Consider the following 18410-nt stretch of genomic DNA (forward strand, 5'->3'; position numbering starts at 1 on the left):
TTACAGCCTCCCGCGCTGCGTCGGGTCGAGGATGTCGCGCAAGGCGTCGCCGATCAAATTGAACGACAAGGCGGTAGCGAGGATGATCGCGCCGGGGATGAACACCAGCCAGGGCGCATCCTGGAAATAGCTCTGGCTCTCGAAGATGATGTTGCCCCAGGAGGGTTGTGGCGGCTGCACGCCGATGCCGAGAAAGGACAAGGTCGCCTCGAGCAGCACCGTGGTGGCGATGCCGAGCGTGCCCCAGACGATCGCTGTCGGCATCAGATGCGGCAGGATGTGCAGGAAGATGATGCGGCCATTGCCGGCGCCGAGCGAACGTTCGGCGAGGATGAAGTCGCGCTCCACCAGGCCGCGCGTTTCTGTGTAGACGATGCGGGCGACCTGCACCCAGTTGACCAGCGCGATGACCATGGCGACGATCCACAGGCTGGGCTTGAGCAACGCCGCGAGCGCGATGGCGAGCAGCAACGCCGGGAATGCCATCATCAGGTCGGTGAAGCGCATCAGCAAATTGCCGACGGTGCCGCGCAGATAGCCGGCGAGCAGCCCGACGAGAAGGCCGATCGCGACGGCGACGCCATTGGCGACGAGACCGATGATCAGCGACGTGCGGGCGCCGAACAGAACGCGCGAGAAGAGGTCGCGTCCAAGCGTGTCGGTACCGAACAAATGCTCGCCGCTGGGTGGCAGTGGTGCGCCTTCGAGCGACAGGCCGTCGGTGAGCTGGTTGTCCGGCGAGAAGTGCACGATCCAGGGCGCGAAGATCGCCGCCAGCAAAACGATGACGACCACGATCAGCCCGAACAGGGCGGAAGGCCGTCTGACAAGTTCGCGCAAAACCCGCATGCGGCGCCTACATCGCCCGCGGCACGGGCTCATGCCCGGCGACGATGGCCGCGGCGACATGCTCGACGGTGAGCCGGCGCTGCATGGCGAGGCGACACAGGATGCGATAGGCGCCGTCCTCATCCGTACCCTGCGCGGCCATGATCGAGCGCATAGCGTCATGGACGATCGGCCTGAGCCGCAAGCGCTCCTCCAGGCCGGCAATGCGCGCCCGCACAGCGGTACGCTCGTGGTGGGCATGTGTGGCAAGTACCACCGCCGGATAGACCGAGGAGGCGACGACCGGCTTTGCCATGATCGCGCCGGCGCCCTTGGCCAGCGCCCAGGCGATGCGGCCCGGCGCTTCGGAGCCGAGGAGTGCCACCACCGGAACCGGTGCATCGTCGCCATTCCATGGCAACAGATCGTCCCACCCCTGATCGGCATCGACCAGGACGATATCGGCCGGCGTCTCGGCAAGATCGAGCGGCTTCCACTGCACCAGAACGGTGACGCCGAGACGTTCAAGCTGCCGCTTCAGGCGTTCGATGTTGTCGTCGGCGCGATGCAGGATCGCGGCGCGCCAGGAAACGAAATTGGGCGTGCGCGTCATTGCACCACCCTCAGATGCGGGGCGTGCTGGATGGGCAGCGCGCCGACGAGATAAGGGTCGGCGGCGATGGCGCCATGCGAGGCGATGATGTCGAAGCCGGAGCGCTCGTTGATGCGGCCCAGATGGAAGGGCAAGGCGGCGTGGTTGGTGCGCGGATCGATGGCCAGCGAGCCGAGCACAGTTTGCCGCGGCCGGGCATGCAGGAAGCCGCGCACGCTGGCAGGGTCGTCGCGGTCGGCCTCCGACACCGCCTCGGCGCAAAGTTTCACGGCGGCGTAGGCGCCGGCAAAGAAGCTGGAGACGCGACGCTCGGCGCCGAAGCGGGCGGCGACGCGTTGCTTGAAGCCGCGGTTCTCGAACGACGCCAGGCTTTCGAAATAGGAAGCCGTCGAGAGCTGGCCGATAGCCACGCCCGGCTCGATCTCGCCGAGCTCGCATTCGGTCAGGTCGCAGCTCAGCACCGGGCAGTGCTCCGGCGCGAAGGCGGGATCGCGCGCGGCGAGCTGCTTGACGGCGGCAAGGAAGGCATAGCTCGAGGGGCCGATCATGTTGTTCAGGATGAAGTCAGGCCTATGGCGCTCCAGGTCGGCGATCAGCAGGCCGACATCGGTCTCCTCGATCGGCAGGCAGCGCTCGCCCACCACCTCGCCACCGGCGCGCATGAGAAGCTCGCGCGCCAGCCGGTTCATCTCCCAGCCCCAGACATAGTTGGCGCCGGCGAGATAGACGCGCTTGCCGTGGCGCGGCAGCATATAGTCGAACAGCGGGATCAAATGCTGGTTGGGACAGGCGCCGGTGTAGATGACGTTCTCGTTGGCCTCGAAACCTTCATAGGGGCAGATGTACCAGAGCAGCCCGTCATATTTCTCGACCAGCGGGATGACATCCTTGCGCGACAGCGAGGTGATGGTGCCGATCACATTGCGGCAGCCCTCGTCACGCAGCATCGAACGGATCAGATCGAGGTAGCGCTCCGGCTGCCCGGCCGGATCGCCGAACACCGGCTCAATGCGCACGGGGCTGCCGGCCTCCTCCAGTTCCTCGATGGCGAATTCGGCGCCGGCGCGGCAGTCGCGCCCGATCGCCCCGTAGGGACCGGTGGTCGAATAAAGAATACCGACCCTAAACGTCTTCACCCGGACCTCAAAAAACAAAGGCCCCACACGCACCCCATGCTCGATGAGACGCGGCGGGGCCATGCTGCCCTTGTCCGGCCTTGCCGGACGCGATGTGTTACGCGGAAAAATGTGCGCTTGCGAAATAGAACACGACCAGGCGCACACTTGTCAACGGCGACTTGCTCGAATGGAATAGCTTGGAGGTTAGCTCATTAACGCGACCGGGCACTGGCAGCTAGCGCGACCAGGCCAGCATCTGGATGATCGGCAACGGCGACCAGGATGAGGACGACGCCACGGTCCGCGGCACGCAGAAGCCGGTCGAATGCATGCGGCGGCCGCTACTGAACAACGGCACCACCGGCTCGTCGGTCTAGGAGCCTTCTGCGGCAGCGGCACCACCATCATTGCATTGCCGCCGAGACCCTCGCGGCGGCCGAAGCATCCGTGGCCTGATCCTGGGGGATCGAGGGAAGGCTGAAGCAGCAGGGCGCAATGACAGAGAGCAAGACAACCGCCATTTTCCGGCAAGCCGAGATGCATGTGTTCATGCCCCCCTCCTTTTGTATCCTGCTAAGCGGCTAACGCCGCCTGGATTGCCGATGAGACCACTGAAGCTGTCGCGCGACCCGGCGAACCATCCGTAGAACGAGCGTCTACGTAGCCAGGCTACCTGCCGATTGCGTCAGAACTTCGATCTACGGAGCGTCGGTCTGGCATTGCGGCGCCAGATACCGCCAGCAAACGGGCTCCAGGTACGTAGTCGTCCAAGTCAACTGACAACGGTTTTGTGACTCGGTACCGGGCGGTTACCGTTTTTGTGCTGGGCCTACTTCGCCGGATTGCGTCTACTGTGATCACCACAACAGCATCGTCACCGCCGTCGACCCACGTCGAGCCCGTTCGGGTGTCCACTTCGCTCAACGACGCGCTGCGTGGCAGTCGACCTCGGCCGTTTTCATCGCCGCCCTTTCGTGGGCTGACCTTCGCGCATTCTCGGTGAGCGTTGCTAAATTTCTTCTGCAATTCGGATTTGCAGCGTGACAGCCTGCGCCACGCTCGCCAAGACCATCGGCCGATGCTCGGCATTTGAGTTCGAAAAGCCAAATTCCAATCACCCCGAACCATTGCTTGATGATCCCGCAAGCACAAACGGACATGCGGTCGCGGTCCCCGTTGTCTGGTTCGATGTCGCCAGGATCGATGAACCGCTGGAACAAAACACCGGCTCGGACCGTGCCGCGGCGTTAAGTCCCCAGACGACGAGCAAAAGATGAACCGCCCATAGAGCCGGCGCGAGCAACGACGAGAGAACCGTTGCGGATCGCATAGCTAATTCCTCTCGTAGAAACTGTTAGGACGGTAGTGGCTTCCAACGCATCAGCCGCCTTTGACGGGACGCGAAGCCCCGATGGCCTAGGCATAGCTCGATCTCGTAACCGACCAATTCCGCTGGCCGCCAGGTCTGTTTCCAGCTTGTTTCGATCTCGATGCCACCCTTGCGGGAAGTATGTCCATCACGTAAAGCGTATGTCTTGCAGGAGCCCCTATGTAGCCCCGCCCAGAGACCTTGCCTCGGCTTCGCTTGGCACCGTGGTCATCAAGCCGCGGTACCGACACTGACATGACTGGGGCTTCGCGCGCTCGCGGTTAGGCGCCACTTCGTCGGCTATCATGTCGTCCCCTCAAATCTCTTTTGCAATTCGGCGCCCCCATTTCAGTCAACGAAGCGCGTCCTGTCGGACCTGAGGACGACCTCAGCGAAGTCGGGCACTTCCAGACCCTGGCGGACCTGGGCCTCAAGAACCTGCTCGGCCGCCCTGACGGCGGCGAGCCGCGCCAGCACTGTCTTAGCTTCCAGGCGGGGCACTACGGCGACGCCATCGCGGTCGCCGACGAGTATGTCTCCCGGCGAGATAGTCACTCCTCCCAGCACCACCGGAAATCCGACAGTGCCTGGACCATTGCGCGCCGGCGAGTTCGCGATGACCCCAGCACAGTAGACCGGCAACCCGACCGCCTCGATTCCGACAATATCGCGAACGAGGCCATCCGTGATGAAGCCGGCGATCCCTTTGTTCCGTGCCATGCCGAGCACGAGATCCCCAGTGACTGCCGCACCGGCAAAGCTGTCGGTGGCCGCAACAATGACATCGCCAATCACGGCGGCATCCAACGCCCCAAACAAAGCGAGATTGTCGGCGGGGCCGCAGTGACATGTCACAGCGACGCCGATCAGCGTAGCAGTACTTGGCGATAGGGGCTTGATTGCATGGTGCAAGGCCCCGCGCCCACCCATTGCGTCGACGACGTGGCTGACGGGCACGCCCGAGAAGGCACTGATGATTTCTGCTACTGGCCGTTCGAAATGGCGCTTGATGGTGAGCAAAGGCGGGTCTTCAATCACGTGGCAGCCTCCTAGCATGGACGAACGAAAGACAGTCCGGCCCGAGGTCGCGCAGGGTCCGTGCCCCCATCAGTGCCATGACCCGGTCGATCTCCTTGCGATAGAGTTCGAGCACGTGTCGCACACCATCCTCGCCGGCGACCGCTAGCCCCCATAACTGCGGCCGACCGATCAGACAGCAGGAGGCGCCAAGCGCTAGCGCCTTCACAGCGTCGGATCCTCGCCGGATGCCGCCGTCAATCAGCACCGGAATGCGCCCGTCGACAGCGGCGACAACTGCCGGCAGCGCGTCCAGCGACGCGGCGGCGCCGTCGAGCTGGCGTCCGCCGTGATTGGACACGATGACGCCGTCGATACCGTGCGCCACGGCCTCGGTGGCTTCGACGGGATGCAGGATGCCCTTCAACAACAACGCTCCGGGCCAAACGGTGCGCAGCCAGTCAACGTCCGCCCAGGAGAGCCCGGGGTCGAGCAGTGAGGCCATGCGGCCCGCCAGCGCGCCGACCGTCGCCGTCTCGCCGGGGCGCGTGTAATTGCCGAAGGTCATTTTCGGGAGCCGAGTGCGCATACGCAGCAGCCACGCCGCCTTGGTGGCGGCGGCAAGCGTCCCGGCCACGCCGAAGCGCGGCGGGATAGCAAAACCGTTGCGGATGTCGCGTTCCCGGTTGCCGAGCATCTGATTGTCGATGGTGAGCACCAGCGCGTCGTATCCTGACGCACTTGCACGATCCACCATTTCTCGGGTGAAGCCGCGATCGGTATAGACGAATACCTGCATCCACCGCAGGCCGGTCCCAGTGGCCGCTATGTCCTCCAGCGTGCAGGTCGAGCCGTGGCTGGCGCAGTAGAAGGTTCCGGCGGCTGCCGCGGCTCGGGCTGCTGCGCATTCGCCGTCGGGCCAGAACAGACCGGCCAGGCCGGTTGGCGCAATGCCGAGCGGGATGGCAAGCTTCACTCCGAAGAGGTCAAGGGAAAGATCCCTTGTTGCCGCTCCATTGAGTGGTCGCGGCAGAAGGGCAACCTCGTTGAAAGCCTGCTCGTTCCGGCGCAGCGTTCGCTCATCCTCGGCGCCGCCGTCGGCGAAGTCGAACACCGGGCGGGGCAAAGTCCGCCGCGCGGCGGCGCGGACCGCGGCCACGCTGTACAGGCGCTTCAGCGCTGCCGGCGAAGCATGCGATGCCGCAACGGGGGCACCGCCGTTGACCAAAGGGGCTAGGTTCGAGAGAGTCGAGGAGTTACTCACGGCTTCTTACCGCCGATGCGACCGTGGTGCGTCGGTCCACCGCCTCCCGGAACACGCATGCAGCAGAGGGTGCCCTCGAAGGAGGGGGCGCTGCCGGTCGCCAGCACGCCGGCATTTGTCACCCAGAGCATCTCGCCCGAGAAGACGCAGTTGGTCGTTGCCTTGCCGCAGACGAAGAACCCTTCCGCGGTGCCGTCCGGTCTGAGCACATGAATGCCGTTGGCGGCTATATCCGTAACATAAAGGCGGCCATCGGCACCGATCTTAAGCCCGTCGGGGATCGGGTTCGTCCCGGGCAAGCGGCCCAGGTCTTCGACGCAACCATCCGGACGCTGCCGCTTGACGCGCCCTGTATAGGACTCGCCCCAGACGATCGAGCCGTCGGCCTCGACCGCCACTCCATTCGGGAAGGTCGGCTCGTCGAAGCCGAGAGCAAGGTACGCACTGCCATCGGGGTTGACGGCAAAGATGTAGCTGGGGTCCGGGTTGCTGGGGTTGTACGTGCCAGGATCGCTGAAGATAAGCCGACCATCAGCAGCAAATACGAGATCGTTTGGACCATTGAGCCGAATGCCCGCAACTTCGGTCAGCAGGATTTCCGGCTTTCCGCCTTCGGCAACTCGCTGGATCGATGGCTTTGTCATCTCTGCGGCCCGCCAAGGTCCGGTAGTGCCGCCGTTCTGGCAGACATAGAGCAAGCCATCCGATCCGAGAACGCAGGCATTGGGCGCTCCCGCAACATATGCGAACTGGCGAGCGGTTCCGTCATGATCTATGGCCGTCAGCTGGCTGCGATAGCTTTCGACGATGACAACGCGTCCGTCAGGGAGCACCGTCGGGCCCTCGGGCCAGCCGAGGCCGGTCGCGACAACCTCGACCGCCAGCTTTTCAACCTCGTTCATCGTGCGATCTCCAGACCGGCAGCCTATCAAGATTTGTCGGGTACAATCCAGCCTGGCGATCTGGCGGTCAGTCGGACCCGGCGACTCGAAAGACAATTCCCCGGACGTGCTGCTTGACGGAGCCCCACACGCCCACCCCTACTCCCGCCGCCGACCAAGCCGGGAGGGGGCCGGGGCCACCAGCGCCAATAAAGCGGGGTCTCGCCGGCAGGACAGGGATTATACGAACACGGTCGAAGTGGAGAAGGTTGGTTCCCAGTGTCTTTCCCTCTACCACCCTTCAAAGTCCAAACCATTCTCCGGTCCCTTCATGGCTTCCCTGAAGCCCAGCGTTTGCGGGATGTGCGGCCGAAAGCCGGGGAATGCGGAAACGACGTTCTTCCCCAAAACGCTCTCTGAACGTCCATCATTCTCCAAAGCTGGGGAGTAACCCTAAAAATCCCCAGGTCTTTACGATAGCAATATCAATGCCTTAGCGCCGGCCTTGCTGCGGGTAGTTTTGCGGTTCGCTCGCCTGTCAAACAGACTACAAGTAAGCCATCGCTCGCTAGGTCCGGCTTGCGCAACACGGACGTCGCCAAGCAACTACTGGGACGTCGTGTTTTGCGCCGGAAGCTGACTGACGGTTTCAAGTAGGGGAGGTCAGAAGCGGACGTTGAGGCGCCCTGCGTGTATCGACGTGATCTGATCGGTGCGGACTTTGGTCCGATTGCGGGAAATTCAGCGGCACAATGAGCTTCGGCCATGAACCACCAGGCGATGAGAATGCGAGTGATCTGCGATCAGAGGGCCATTCGGGAATGTCTCCTAGCTGCTTGGTCACATCGAGAGTTTCCAAGCGCCGTCAGGATACAGAAGGGCCGAAAACAACTGAGCGCAAACTGAACCGCAATTGAGACACAACTGAAACACATCGACGCGCTGGGCGACATGCACGCGAAACGTCTTGGGGGAATGGTCGAGCCACACCAGAAACCCCGGAGCGGGGCCGATGACACCCGACCAGATTCGACTTGTCCAGGATAGTTTCCACGAGGTTCTCCCGATACGCGTGGCCGCCGCCGCCCTGTTCTATGAACGCCTGTTCGGGATCGACTCGGGCCTTCGCGCACTGTTTCTGGCGAGCGACATGCCTGGGCAAGGTGCAAAGCTGATCGCGAGCCTCAGCTTGGTCGTGCATGGACTGAATTGTGCTGACACCATCCTTCCAACCGTGCGCGAGCTCGCTAAGCGTCACGTGACCTACGGCGTCAAGGAACATCATTACCCGATTCTCGGGCAGGCGCTCATCGACACGTTGGCGGCCGGCCGCGGCGCAGCCTTCACGCCGGCGGTCCGCGAGGCCTGGGAGGCAGCCTATGTGTTGCTGGCAAGTGTGATGATCGCCGCTGCCCGAGAGGATCAGCTCGCAGCGTGAGGCATCCGATGCCGGGACATATATTCGCGCTTTGAAATCTGACGCGCCGGTGGCACAGCCCGGCGGCCGGGGTCGACGGTGGCTGTCAATTCCCCTGGTAGCGTACGCGGTTGACGGGTCCATTCCCTCGAATTCCACCCTAACTCGACGGAGGCTCAAACGCTCACTTCCCTGATCCTACAACAAGCTCCTCCAATCGACGGCGCGAATGGTCGCGTCGCCAGGATGGAGACAAAAATGACTACCATCGATCACGCAAACCAACCCGCATCGAGAGACAGGGTCGACGCTTTCGGCTTTGTCAAATCGGCAATCCGCCTGGTCTTTCATGCATTGAAGATACGCAGCGAACGAGCCGCGCTCCACGGAATGCCAGACCACCTGCTCAAGGACATCGGCATCGGCCGCTCGGAGATCAATCACGTCACGTCCAATGTGGTTTACGATTGCCGAAGGCACTCAAAGCGATCGTTGAACGCGAGATAACGCCGATCCGGGTTGACCGCGGGCCTGGTGAACAGCCGGGCGCGATGGGCGCGAGAGGTTACCCTGGAGCCGAGCGCCAGGCCTTCAACACAAGAACTATTCGACCACTAATCCCTGGCGACCCCCGTTGCCGGGGGTTTGGCGCTTCGAGCAAGGCCCACGTCTCTCGCAGAAAGGCGGAAGGCCCGTCTCGTCGCGTGGAAGCATGTGGATCGAAGCAATTCCATGGCAATTTCCACGAACACAACCACACTCGTTCAAACGCAGCGCCGTCACAAAGGCATCGGTCCGGCGAAATCTGCCGCATCATTCCTTTGGAGACGAAAAATGCAACCGAACACCAAACCTGCGAGACTACCCCTGAATGGCATCGACACGCCGAACCTGTTTGCAACGATCGACTTCGTCGCCGGTCAACCCGAAATGGCCAAGTTCCAGTTTCGCGCCCGCAACGAGTGGATTGGAGGCACGCATAGCCAGAGCACCATGCTCGGCTTCCATGGCGCCGGCCAGGAACTGAAGCATGTAAAGGCCTATGTCGCTGATAGCGATCACCCAGGCATCCTTTGCGGGGACGACACCGCCCCTACTCCGGTCGAATGGCTGCTGCACGGACTGGCCGGCTGCCTGATGGCGGGCGTTGCCAACATCGCCGCCGCGAGAGGCATCAAGCTGACCAAGGTGCAGTGCTCGGTGGACGGCGACATCGATCTGCGCGGCATCCTCGGCATCTCTGACGAAGTTCGCAACGGATTCCAGAACATCGCTGTGGCATTCGACATCGAGGGCGACGCCCCCGCGGAGAAGCTTGAGCAGCTTGTCGACCAGGCCCGGGCGCGCTCAGCCGTGTTCGACGTGCTGACCAACGGCGTCCCGGTCTCGGTCGGAATCAAAACCATCCAGTGATCCACCGGATAGGCGGTTCGGACAGATGTCTGAACCGCTTCCTCCAATGCTTTTGGAAAAATAATGGAACAGGCTGACGTTGTCATTGTCGGCGCGGGTCAGGCGGGCATCGCCTTGAGCCATTGCCTTCAAAAACGCGGGGTCTCGCACGTCGTTCTGGAGCGCGGGCGCATCGGCGAACGGTGGCGGTCCTCGACATGGCGCTCGCTTCGCCTTTTGACCCCCAATTGGCTGAACGCGCTGCCAGGTTCTCCCTATCGTGGCTCCGACCCCGATGGCTTCATGTCGCGCGATGCGTTTGTGGAAACCCTGGTTGGCTATGCTCATCAATCGCAGGTGCCGGTGCGGTCGCACGTCGATGTCTTGTCCTGCGAACGAAGTGGAAAAGGCTTCAGGCTGCGGACAACCGCTGGTGACTGGTCTGCAAAGGTTGTCGTTGTGGCGACTGGCCACTGCGACGTGCCAAGTATTCCCTTCTCGCCGCATCCCGGCGAGGATCAACCGGTCAACATCCACGCCTCGCAATATCGAAGTCCCGAAGAGCTTGTGTCGGGCGGCGTGCTGGTTGTTGGGGCATCGTCATCTGGCGTCCAGATTGCCGACGAACTGCAACGCAGCGGCAGGCGCGTAATCCTGTCCGTCGGCAAGCACACGCGTTTGCCGCGCATCTGGCGAGACAAGGATATCTTTTACTGGCTCCACCAGATGGGGTTCATGTCGCAGCGGCTTGACGATCTGACAAATCCGGAAAGCGCCAGACGACAGCCTTCGCTTCAACTTGCCGGTCGAGCCGATCGTTCCGATGTCGATCTTGCTACCCTCCAAGGCATCGGCGTCGAACTCACCGGGCGGTTGAAGGGCATCTCGAACCAAGCAATCGGTTTTGTCGATGATCTCGAAGACAGCATCACGGGGTCGGACGCCAAGCAGGACCGCCTCCTTCGCCAGATCGACCGGTTCGCAGGTCACAAATCAATAGGCCTCGGCCCCGCCCCGACTAGGGTCCCGGCGACCTACCTCAAGCGACTGTCATTCGCTAGCGGCGTCATCGGTACCATAATCTGGGCGACCGGCTACAGCCGCTCGTTTTCATGGCTGAAACTACCGGCCTTCACCGCAGATGGCGAACTGGCCCACAAGGACGGAGTAACAACCGTCGCCGGACTCTACGCGCTTGGCTTCCGCTTTCTGCGCAAACGCGATTCGAATTTCATCGGAGGCGTTGGAGAGGACGCGCAAGCGATCGCCGACCATGTCTCACGATATCTCGGTCAGAGCGGCCTCAAGGCTGCATAAGGATATTTCCGATGCGTTCCGACATCATCCCCCTTTATTCTCACTACGACACCATCATCGTCGGCGCGCGGTGCGCTGGAGCCTCCACGGCAATGCTGCTCTCTCGGGCGGGATTGCGGGTGCTTGCGGTCGACCGCCAGTCCTATGGATCCGACACTCTGTCTACACACGCGCTGATGCGACCAGCCGTCATGCAGCTCTCACGTTGGGGTCTTCTCCAACCGTTGATTCAAAGCGGTGCGCCGGTGATCAGATCTACCACTTTTCACTACGGCGAGCAGGAGGTCACTGTGCCCATCCGGCTGGAACCAAATATCCCTGGGCTGATCGCTCCCCACCGCGCGGTGCTTGATCGGATGCTGGTTGACGCGGCACGAGCCGCAGGCGCCACGGTTCTGCATGACACTCCGGTCCGTGATCTCATATTCGACCGACATGGCAGTGTACGCGGCATCGTGTTGAGGGATGCCTCGGGCCAAACTCGAGAAGTAAGCGCCGACCTCGTGATTGGAGCAGACGGCCTCGGCTCGTTCGTCGCTCGCAAGGTTGAGGCACGGACGCTGGTGCAGGGACGGTGCTCCGTGGCACATGTGTTCGGCTACGCCTCCGCGCCGGCGCTCTCAGGATACCACTGGTATTTCGGCCGGAACCTATCCGGCGGCATGATCCCGACGAATGACGGGCTCGCCTGTATCGTTGCCTCCATGCCGACCGAGCGGTTCGATATGGAGTTCCGTTTCGATCTTTCGGCCGCGCAGCTTGCGCTGGCATCGCTGGCGCCCGGATTGGGGTCCCTGGTTTTCGGTGACGGTGGCGAACGTCTGAAGGCCTTCCGAGGCGCGCCCGGCCGATTACGGCAGGCATACGGCCCGGGCTGGATACTGGTTGGCGATGCCGGCTTCTTCCGCGATCCGCTTACCTCGCACGGTATTTCCGACGCTCTGCGAGATGCCGAAGGTGCCGCGACGGCAATTCTTTCCTTTCGCCGGTCCGCATTGCAGGAGTTTCAGGAAGTACGCGACAGCCTCGCACTGCCCCTCCTTGAGACCACGGACGCCATCAGCGCCTTCGACTGGTCCCTTGAAGAACTACCTGAGCGCCACAAGCGCTTCAGCGAGGCGATGAAATCCGAAGTCGCGGTGCTCTCGGCCCGGGCGGAATTCGATCAAGAGGTTCCGCCCACCCTGCAAGGGCCGCGCACCTCGCGGGTAGAGGCAATCTGAAACCCAACCCATGGAGCAAGTTATGCAAACGATCATACAATCCGGATGGTCTGGAATCCGATTTGGAAAACCGGAAGTAGGGGCCAGCGCCGAGCGAAGGCGCGTCACTCGGGCCAGCGACATCATCGCGTTTAGCGATATGACCGGCGACCGAAATCCACTCCACTACGATGGTATCCTGTCCGCCGGCACCGTGTTCGGCCGTCTCATAGTCCAGGGCGGTGTCACTTCGGGCCTCCTCAACGCGCTGGTGGCCGAAGACCTGCCGGGACCCGGCAGCGTCTTTCTTGGCGTCGAGTGGAGATTTCTCAGGGCCGTTGGCATCGGCGAGGAGATCGTCGCGCGCGCAGAGGTGCTCTCCGTGCGCGACGACAAGCCCATCTGCACATTATCAACCACCGTCGCAAACGCGTCAGGCGACATTTGCCTGTCCGGCACGGCAACGACTTACACCGTGCCGCTCGATTAACCTCGAAGTAGCCGCTGCGCGGCTTCGCGTTTCCATGCTGTCCCACACGCTGTCTCCAACGGGCGGACAGCATATTCGAAGACACATAGCGGAATGGTCCGCTGCCAACACCAGGAGCCAGCTCATGAGCATTTCGTTCGGTATTTACGCATCCCCATCATCCACTTTGTGGGAGGACATCCGCAAGGGTCCGCCTCTCGACGCAGTCCGGGAGCACCTGGACCGGGTGGTGAACTTCAGGCGCATTTGCGAGATCGATCGGAGGAAACGGAGTCCAGGTCGAATACAGCGGCGCGCGTGAAGACACGCCGGCCGTCGGTGGGCGTGATGCAGTCCCAAATGCTTCATGGCTAATGTAAGGCTGACCATAGGGTGCTAGTGTGAGGCCGACCATACGGTTAGGACAACCGGATTGAGCTCGGTCTTCGAAGTAAGGGTCCTCGGCGACTTCACGGTACGCTTTGATGGCGAGCCTGTGACGCTAACGCAATCTCGCAAAACGCGGGCGCTACTCGCCTATTTGGCCGTGCACCAAAAGCAGCAGCGCCGCGAGCGGCTTTGCGAGATGTTCTGGGACGTACCCGATGATCCTCGGGGTGCGTTGCGTTGGAGCCTCTCGAGGCTGCGCCGGATTCTAAACGCCGACGGCGAGACACGGCTTGTGGCCGACCGCAACGCGGTTCAACTGAAGCCGGGATCGATCTGGCTCGACTATGACTTGATCAGGGGCCTGTCGGCCGATGCGGTTGGTTCGCTGCCTACCGAGCGTCTAGAAGCAATCGTCGCGGCTTTCGCCGGCCCGTTCTTGTCCGACCTCTATCTGCCGCGCTGCCAGGCGTTCGAAACTTGGCGCGTCTACTGCTCGAACGAGACCGAGATCCTGCGTCTAAAAGCGCTGCGCGCCCTGATCGATCGCCTTGGCGATGACCCTGAGCGGTCGCTTGCCCACCTGCACAAGCTGCAGTCGCTTCTTCCAGAAGATGATCTCGCTGACGAGATCGCCCGCACTAACGAGCGGGCACGTCTGACCGCCGCTGCTCGCCCGTTCACAGCCGGCACGACGGTTGGATCTGGTGGTCGACCTTCAGCTGAACCTGTGGAGCCGGTGCCTGCGCGCGGTCTCATCCTGCCGCCTTCGACGAAGGTTTCGTCAGACAAGCAGCAGATACGCTACGTCAACTCCCGCGATGGCACCCGGATCGCCTATGCCGTCAGTGGGTCCGGGCCGCCAATCGTGCGCGCTTCCCACTGGATGTCCCATCTAAATTTTGATTGGGAGAGCCCGGTTTGGGGACATTGGATCGATGCCCTGTCCAGCGGCTTCACGCTCGTGCGCTACGACGGGCGCCTGAACGGCCTTTCCGACACAGATTGCGAAGATGCTTCTTTCGATACCTTCGTCGACGATCTCGAATGCGTCATAGAGGCTGTGGGCCTCGACCGTTTCGTCCTCCTAGGAATATCGCAAGGCTGTGCTTTCTCGGTCGAATACGCCATTCGCCATCCGGAGAAGGTCGCGGGTCTCTTGATTTGGGGGGGATATGTTCGTGGATGGCGAGCGCGTGGGAATGCGGCGGAGATAGTCAGGCGCGAAGCGATCGGCGAGTTGATGCGCAAGGGTTGGGGTCAGGACGACCCACTGTTCCGCCAAATGTTCACCAACCTGTTCGTACCGGGCGCCAATCGCGTACAGATGGATTGGTTCAACGAGTTGCAGCGCCGGACGCTCACTCCCGAAAATGCGTTGCGGTTGAGCTTTGCCTTTGCCGACGTTGACATATCGCAATCGCTTGAACGGCTGCATGTGCCAGCGCTTGTCATGCATGCCAACGGCGACCGGGTCGCGCCCCTCTCAGAAGGCCTGGAACTCGCCAGAACGATCCCCGGTGCCCGGTTCGTCGAACTGGACAGCGCCAATCATATCCTGCTTGCCGAGGAACCCGCGTTCCGCACCTTTGTCGTTGAGGCATCCGCATTTGCAAACGAAGTGCTTCAGGCGCGATCGGTAGTTGCGGCCGACTCGAGGTCTCGGCGACAGGCAACGATCTTGTGCGCTGATTTCCGATACTCGGAACAGGTGATGGAGAGCCTGCCAGCCGACCTCGCGCTGGAACGGATCGATCCGTTCCTCATGCAGGCCACCGTACTTGTGCGCAACAATGGTGGAACGGTTCTGACGATTTCTGAAAACGAGCTGGTCGCGTCATTCGGCGCGCCCGAGCCGCTCGAAGCACATGCAGCACTTGCCTGCCGGACAGCACTCGCGCTGCGCGAGCTTGCACTCGGCTACAGCGATTGGATGACTGGGATCCGTGCTGCCCTGGACACCGGCATCGTGATCGTTGGCCCGGCGCGCGACCAAGCATCGGAGGTGCGTGGTGGACCGGTGTCCGTGGCCCACACGCTGAGTCAGGCGCTGGGACGCGATCTCGTCGTGGCAACTGCCAGGACCCGGGCATCGGCTGGCGGCTTCGTCAGCATGCAAGCTCTGGCGGCAGCACTTCTGTCGGAATACCCAAAGGACCAGCGGCTTTTTGAAGTGACAGAGATCAGGTGGGGTCGCTCGCGCTGGCAGTTGCGCGCTGAAACGCAGCTATCGCCTTTCATCGGCCGCGAGATGCAGCTGCAGATTCTGAATAAGGCTTGGCATGACGCGTCCAGTGGCGAAGGCCAGACAGTTTTCGTGGTTGGCGATCCCGGCGTCGGCAAGTCGCGCGTCACCCATGAATTCGTTGGCGCCATCCCTCATGATGATGCCGAGAATCTGGAAGTAGGCGCGTTGGAAACTGACCTGGGCGGCGGCTTCGTAGTTGTTCGGAAATTGCTGCAGGCTCTGTTCGGCGTGGGCGACACCGAAGCCCCGGCTATCGCTATCGACAAGGTGCTGGCCACGCAGAGCGCGCAGGGCTTCGATGAGCGTCTCCTCGATCCGATCATGGCAATCATGGAGCTGCCCGTTCGGGGCTCGAGTTGGGCCAACATTTCCGGCCAGGAGCGATCCCGGCGCATGCAGGAGGCGGCGGTCGAATTTCTGTTGTTCCTTGGTCGTACGAAGCCCGTCGTTCTCCTGGTCGAGGACCTCCATTGGATAGATGCCGAGAGCGAGGGAGTCCTGGTGCGGCTGGCGCAGGTAGTGCCCACCGTCCGCTGCCTGATTATCCTGACCTGCCGGCCGGACTACGATCGCAGTGCCTTCGCCGCTGCGGGACCCTCCGAAATACGCCTGCCGGCGTTCAGCACGGCCGAAGCAGCAGCACTTCTTGACCATTTGGTCGGCAGGGACCCGGAGCTCAAGAGGCTGCGCGGCGCAGTCTCGGATGCGTGCAAGGGCAATGCACTGTTCCTGGAAGAGACCGTCCACGCACTCGCCGAGACCGGCAAGCTGGAAGGGGAGCCGGGCCGCTACCGGCCTTCGGGCGAGGTCGACGAGATCGTCGTTTCGGCAAGTATTCAGACGATCATCGATGCGCGCTTCGAACGTCTCGACAAGGATGCGAAGCTGGTGGCCGAGGTCGCCTCGATCTTCGGCGGAGAGGTTCCGGTGCTTTTGCTACGAAAGATGGCGGCGCTGTCGAGCCAGCGCTTCGATGCCGCTCTCCAGAATTTGAAGAAGTCTGATCTCCTGGTCGAGCTCCAAGTTTTTCCTGAGGCTTCCATTCGCTTCAAGCACGTCCTCATCCGAACTGCTGTGTCAGGTCGTATCGTATCGTCTGCGCTCATCGAGCTTCACAGTAATGCGCTCGCCGAACTGAAGGCTTACTACGCAGACAGACTTGAGGAGCACAGCGAGCGCCTGGCCAGACACGCGCAACAGGCCCATCTTTGGGACGAAGCCGTCGGCTACCTGCTGATCTCGGCACGTAAGGCGATCAGGAGGTCGGCACACGCCACCGCGCTCGAGCAGTTGGACCTTGGGGTTTGGCTGTTGCGGAGCAACGACGTCGCCCACGCCGATGAGCAAGAGATCGAGTTCCAGCTCGCGAGGGGCGTGGCTCTCATGGCCGCTCGCGGTTGGGGCGCGACCGAGGTGCTCGCCGCGTTCGAGCGTGCCGAGGAACTTTGCGACAGAATCGGCGACCAAGCGCGTCTATTCACGGCCCTGCGCGGGAGAGCACAATATTACATGCTCAGCGGTAAGCCAGCAGCGGCGCAAGAGCTGGCTTGCCGATGGGCTGGCGTGGTTAAGGACGACAGCGATCCCGGTCTTGTGATCGAGACCGAGCACATGTTCTGGACCAACAATTTCTTTCTCGGGGAGACGGCGGCCGCCTACAGCCATGCGGAACGTGCCATCGGCCTCTACGACCCCGACCGCGATCATTACCTGACATACAAGTACTCCGGTCATGACCCGGGTGTCTGCTGCCGCTGCTTCGCGGGATTGTCAGCCTGGCTCGCCGGCGAGCCGGATAAGGCCCGGCTGCGGTGCCAGGATGCAATGGGGCTCGCCGAACGTCTTGAGCATCCGCTGAGCTTGGCCGTTGCGTATTGGGGGACGAGTTACCTCCACATGTTTGCAGGCGACCCTGAGGCCGCGCTTCGGGCGGCGGAAAGCGAACTACAGATCGCAGAGAAGTTCCAATTGCCGCTCATTGTCGGCCAAGCCGCGTTTCAGGTCGGATGGGGGCAATTCCGGCTTGGAGAACGGGAGGCGGGCCTGCGCGGTATGGAGGAAGCCATATCTGCAATTCGCCGGACTGGTGCTGAAATGGGTCTACCCTATCTCATCGGTCTATACGGCGAAGCGCTCGGTGACAGTGGGAGGCTGGACGATGCTCGGGAGTCGGTTGAAGCTGCCCTTGAGCTGGGCCGCACCAACGGGACCTATTTCCAGCTCGCCGAAGTGCTTAGGATCGAAGCCTGTATCCGCGAAAAGAGCGGTGGCGGACCTGACGAGATCGAGCAGATGCTCCACAAGGCCGCGAATGTCGCCACCTTGCAGCGTTCCGCGATTGGTCAGCTCCGTATCGCGGTGGAACTTGCTCGCAGTCTTCGAAGGCGCGGAGAAGTCGACGAAGCGCGTGAACTTATCGCGCCTCACGGCGAGCTGGTCGGCAAGCTCGACGATAGCCCGGATGCGCACGCGGCGCGTGAGTTGTTCTAGCGAGCGTGGCTACGTGACGCGTGCCCAGCAACCACGCCGCCCGCCACTGCGGCTGAATGGGCGTTCTCTAGCCCGAACTCTCCAAGGCCGTGAACCCTGCACGTTTGGTGCAAAGGTTTTGAGGCTCACTATTTCGATAGGTTAGCGGTCACGGAATCTTTCGAAACTTGAGCGGATCGCTCGCTTGGCGATGCGAAGCCAAAATGAGCCGAATAACAAACCGTTCCAGCATGCACAAAATAGCCCGCCACCTTGGGTAAAAGGTGGCGGGCTCCGAAGACGCCAGCAGAGGGACATTAGCTGACGAAGAGGGAACTTTCTGCGGAAAAATTAGTTGCATCTAAAATAAAAAACCCGCCACATTTCGGCAGCGGACCAGGGGATTGTCGGACGTGTCT

At 62.0% G+C, this 18410-nt stretch carries 14 protein-coding genes; 8 read left to right on the plus strand and 6 right to left on the minus strand.

All coding sequences use genetic code 11. The features are described 5' to 3' along the window. From CGZ66_RS22980 to CGZ66_RS22990, 3 genes are read right to left on the minus strand one after another with little or no spacing between them, the layout of a single operon-like run. Positions 1-849 carry an ABC transporter permease gene (locus CGZ66_RS22980; RefSeq protein ID WP_095088313.1) on the minus strand — a complete coding sequence of 283 codons (849 nt, stop codon included), beginning with the start codon at positions 847-849 and terminating at the stop codon, positions 1-3. 7 nt (positions 850-856) lie between these two features. Further along, positions 857-1441, minus strand: coding sequence for an ANTAR domain-containing response regulator (locus CGZ66_RS22985; RefSeq protein WP_095088315.1), 585 nt, complete (start codon positions 1439-1441; stop codon positions 857-859). After that, positions 1438-2577, minus strand: coding sequence for a transporter substrate-binding protein (locus CGZ66_RS22990; protein ID WP_245331181.1), 1140 nt, complete (start codon positions 2575-2577; stop codon positions 1438-1440). The genes CGZ66_RS22985 and CGZ66_RS22990 overlap by 4 nt, the downstream gene beginning before the upstream one ends. Before the next feature lie 1022 nt (positions 2578-3599). Here CGZ66_RS22990 and CGZ66_RS23000 point away from each other — a divergent pair. Then, a complete protein-coding gene (locus tag CGZ66_RS23000; protein WP_095088321.1) occupies positions 3600-3836 on the plus strand; it encodes a hypothetical protein in 237 nt (78 codons plus the stop codon). Between the two features lie 440 nt (positions 3837-4276). On the opposite strand, the gene CGZ66_RS23005 is transcribed toward CGZ66_RS23000, so the two are convergent. The 3 genes from CGZ66_RS23005 to CGZ66_RS23015 are packed head-to-tail and all read right to left on the minus strand — an operon-like array spanning position 4277 to position 7111. Beyond that, a complete protein-coding gene (locus CGZ66_RS23005) occupies positions 4277-4966 on the minus strand; it encodes an RraA family protein (RefSeq protein WP_095088323.1) in 690 nt (229 codons plus the stop codon). Beyond that, the gene (locus tag CGZ66_RS23010) at positions 4959-6209 is read right to left on the minus strand and encodes an alpha-hydroxy acid oxidase (protein ID WP_095088325.1); all 1251 of its coding nucleotides are present in this window, start codon (positions 6207-6209) and stop codon (positions 4959-4961) included. Before CGZ66_RS23010 ends, CGZ66_RS23005 begins: the two co-directional genes overlap by 8 nt. After that, positions 6206-7111 carry an SMP-30/gluconolactonase/LRE family protein gene (locus tag CGZ66_RS23015; RefSeq protein WP_095088327.1) on the minus strand — a complete coding sequence of 302 codons (906 nt, stop codon included), beginning with the start codon at positions 7109-7111 and terminating at the stop codon, positions 6206-6208. Before CGZ66_RS23015 ends, CGZ66_RS23010 begins: the two co-directional genes overlap by 4 nt. Before the next feature lie 991 nt (positions 7112-8102). Between CGZ66_RS23015 and CGZ66_RS23020 the strand changes: the two genes are divergently transcribed. The 7 genes from CGZ66_RS23020 to CGZ66_RS23050 all read left to right on the plus strand — a co-directional run bounded on the left by CGZ66_RS23020 (position 8103) and on the right by CGZ66_RS23050 (position 18012). Further along, positions 8103-8528, plus strand: coding sequence for a globin family protein (locus CGZ66_RS23020; RefSeq protein WP_095088328.1), 426 nt, complete (start codon positions 8103-8105; stop codon positions 8526-8528). Between the two features lie 237 nt (positions 8529-8765). Next, positions 8766-9014, plus strand: a complete 249-nt coding sequence (locus CGZ66_RS23025) for a DUF1127 domain-containing protein (protein ID WP_167392220.1) — start codon at positions 8766-8768, stop codon at positions 9012-9014. Positions 9015-9341: 327 nt separating this feature from the next. Then, positions 9342-9920, plus strand: a complete 579-nt coding sequence (locus CGZ66_RS23030; protein WP_095088331.1) for an OsmC family protein — start codon at positions 9342-9344, stop codon at positions 9918-9920. Between the two features lie 63 nt (positions 9921-9983). Continuing rightward, the gene (locus tag CGZ66_RS23035) at positions 9984-11216 is read left to right on the plus strand and encodes a flavin-containing monooxygenase (RefSeq protein WP_095088333.1); all 1233 of its coding nucleotides are present in this window, start codon (positions 9984-9986) and stop codon (positions 11214-11216) included. Positions 11217-11227: 11 nt separating this feature from the next. Next, positions 11228-12439: an NAD(P)/FAD-dependent oxidoreductase gene (locus CGZ66_RS23040; protein ID WP_095088335.1), complete on the plus strand. Its 1212-nt coding sequence runs from the start codon at positions 11228-11230 to the stop codon at positions 12437-12439. Positions 12440-12461: 22 nt separating this feature from the next. Further along, entirely contained in the window at positions 12462-12908 is a 447-nt protein-coding gene (locus CGZ66_RS23045) for a MaoC family dehydratase (RefSeq protein WP_095088835.1), read from the plus strand. Positions 12909-13320: 412 nt separating this feature from the next. Further along, on the plus strand, positions 13321-18012 hold the full coding sequence (locus CGZ66_RS23050) for an alpha/beta fold hydrolase (protein WP_143748819.1): 4692 nt from the start codon (positions 13321-13323) through the stop codon (positions 18010-18012). Positions 18013-18410 lie beyond the last annotated feature (398 nt).

The organism is Mesorhizobium sophorae, from assembly GCF_002270415.1.
Taxonomy (GTDB): domain Bacteria; phylum Pseudomonadota; class Alphaproteobacteria; order Rhizobiales; family Rhizobiaceae; genus Mesorhizobium; species Mesorhizobium sophorae.